The sequence below is a fragment of the Limnohabitans sp. Jir72 genome, from assembly GCF_003063575.1.
Lineage (GTDB): Bacteria > Pseudomonadota > Gammaproteobacteria > Burkholderiales > Burkholderiaceae_C > Limnohabitans_A.
This window is the reverse complement of the sequence record NZ_NESC01000026.1, coordinates 1-2498: the sequence shown is the minus strand read 5'-3', so window position 1 is coordinate 2498 and position 2498 is coordinate 1. Positions and strand designations below refer to the sequence as shown.

3 protein-coding genes are annotated in these 2498 nt (G+C 42.4%); all 3 read left to right on the top strand.

Annotated features, from left to right (window positions below; genetic code table 11):
* Positions 1 to 174: 174 nt before the first annotated feature.
* The 3 genes from B9Z52_RS17435 (at position 175) to B9Z52_RS17765 (ending at position 2263) form a co-directional block, all read left to right on the top strand.
* On the top strand, positions 175 to 924 hold the full coding sequence (locus B9Z52_RS17435; RefSeq protein ID WP_158270586.1) for a hypothetical protein: 750 nt from the start codon (positions 175 to 177) through the stop codon (positions 922 to 924).
* A gap of 638 nt (positions 925 to 1562) precedes the next feature.
* Positions 1563 to 2021: a hypothetical protein gene (locus B9Z52_RS17770; RefSeq protein ID WP_146182895.1), complete on the top strand. Its 459-nt coding sequence runs from the start codon at positions 1563 to 1565 to the stop codon at positions 2019 to 2021.
* A gap of 62 nt (positions 2022 to 2083) precedes the next feature.
* Positions 2084 to 2263, top strand: a complete 180-nt coding sequence (locus B9Z52_RS17765) for a hypothetical protein (RefSeq protein ID WP_146182894.1) — start codon at positions 2084 to 2086, stop codon at positions 2261 to 2263.
* The last annotated feature ends 235 nt before the right edge of the window (positions 2264 to 2498 follow it).

The window sequence follows — 2498 nt, the reverse complement described above, 5'->3', positions numbered from 1 at the left end:
CTTCTCGGCTGAGGTGCTTGTACATCTGGCAACTTGGACTTGGCGGTTTGAGTGACCATGATGCCTTGACATCCTCAGCCACCTATTACCGGGTTCATCTTTGTTGCACCTCGTACTTGAATCCGCCCAATAATTCTTGGCCTGACCACAACGGTCACTTTTGCTCAAAATCAAGTGACAGGTTTTGATGGATTTGTGTCTGTCGCCAGCGGCACCAACAAAGTGTCCAGCAACGGAACAGCGGACAGTGCAAATGCCAATTCACTCCGTGGCACGTTCGCGTTCACGCACCAAACCGGCTTTGGCCTCCAACTTGACAACAGCATCGACAATCAGACCGTGGCAATTCTGCAATCCGTTAAAATGCGTTCGAGCGATCTCGCTTTGCACGGGTTTTATCGTTCAAACGATTATCTGGTCGGCTTGATGCACCAGACACGAACTTTTAAAATTGGCGGCATCAATGGTCAATCAATCACGATGCCGGTAGACCGCACATTCTCTGGATTTGAAGGTCAATATCATTTCGATAATGTCACACTGTACGGTCAGACGGCAAGTGATAGGGTCAACGTTTATTTAAATGGCATCACGAAGGGACGTACTAATTTTGTTGAGGCGCGTTACTTCTTCAACAGCAATCTGCGTGCTGATGCCTCCTACGGTGAATCTAAGCTTGACAACGTAAACGCTAACTCGCGTGTCAAGACGTCTTCTGTTGGACTTGAATACAAGCTGGACAATTCACCATTCAGTTTCTTCGGGAAGTATCAAGACATGCGTGGTACCAATTTGGACACCAAGCGCTTCCTGATTGGTGCACAGTTCAATTTTGGCCAAGGAAGTCTCAGTGATCGTAATCGGTCGGGGGCTAGCCTGAATACGATTGGTGCTGACAATATGCTGCTGAACCAGTTTAACTAATCGGTAAACATATCAATAAAAAATCCCGCTTTTTAGCGGGATTTTTTTCGTTTGTCGTTGAGCTAAATTCACTTTATTCCAGCGCCCAGCATTGATTTGAGTTTTGCAGTCGTTTGCGGCTGATGATTTCGGCCAATTTCTCAAACAATCCCGTCAGGCCGCTCACTTGCGACAGGCACAACAAAAGGCTCAAGTCTTACATGACGATCATCCGCGGCAGCCAGCGTCTGTTGCAGCCGCTGCGCAGTATCGTGTGCAACGCATCTCCCTCAGATCCTTTGAGGCGCCAGCGCTTCATCCGGTGGCGCGAATCGATCATCCAATCCAAGTGGTTGCTGGATTGCAGTTCGTGCTTGAATCCGCCGCCAAGAAAACGCCCCTGTAAGCACAAAATGAAGAATCTCACAAAGCTGGAATCAACTATGCAGTCGGTATACTGTAAGCTCTGGTTACGGAGCATAGCCTAACGGGTCAAGACATATCGGGTGGTGCTGAGTGCGGTCGCAAAGAGAGGGGCTCAGTTGCACCCAAGTGCAAAGATGCACTCAGTGAAAAGATATGGAGTTGCCATGGGACACGCAAAATTGTCTTTAAGGTAGAGATAAATTAAATTTCACTTCCCCCGGAATATTGAATTCATGAAAATAAAGTTAATATTTATATTGCTAGCATGTATTAGTAATTTTTCATATTCATTTGAATTTTTTGATGAAAAATTGCAAGCATTTGATTGTTCAAGTGAAAATGAAGCCAAAGCCTGCTCAAAATGTAAAATTGCCAAATCCAGTAAAATAGATTTAAAAATAAACCAAAAAAACTCATCTGTATTAGAGCAGGGTTATCAGGGTAAAGATTTAGTAGGAAGCACTTTATTGGAAAAATGTAAAATTATTGATAAGAGTAATTGGGAATGTGGAGAAGGTTTTATCCAAAGTGATTGGGGCACATCTAATCGCAAGCAAGGAATGAATAATGGTATATATTATATAATTTCCGAGCTTACATTTTATGTGTCAAAAAAAATCAATCACCAAGTGTCAATCCCATTCGAAACTACTATGGTTGTGCAAAATAAAAAAATCCAAAGTATTATATGACAAGTATATGTGCATACAGGATTTATAGGACAACCTGCTGTCATGATGTTTTTGATGAACCCATGTATGCATCTTCTAACGGTACAACTGTATTTGATTATGATGTGAAAATTAATTGTATTTGCGGGAGAGAATATTCTATTGATGAGATGGAATTTGTTGGAACCAAAAGACAAGCAATAGATGATTTAACAATGCTTGGCATTATTGAAATACAGATCCCTGCATTTTTGAGAAAATAGATATATGACCAAAATCTGTTGGAAATATTTATGATGTAAAAACTCGAAAATACATCAAAATCAATCGGTCAACTAAAATCTAAAATAGTCGTCCCTGCAAAATTCACTTCAAGCCATCGCCCAGCGCTGATCTGAGTTTTGCAGCCGGTTACTGCCGATGATTTCGGCCAATTTCTCAAACAATCCCTTCAAACCGCTCACCCGCAACAGGCACAACAAAAGGCCTAGGCCTTTT

Coding starts and splice junctions, on each gene's coding strand:
- B9Z52_RS17770 (WP_146182895.1), top strand. CDS start 1,563: ATGAAAATAAAGTTAATATTTATATTGCTAGCATGTATTAGTAATTTT.
- B9Z52_RS17765 (WP_146182894.1), top strand. CDS start 2,084: ATGTATGCATCTTCTAACGGTACAACTGTATTTGATTATGATGTGAAA.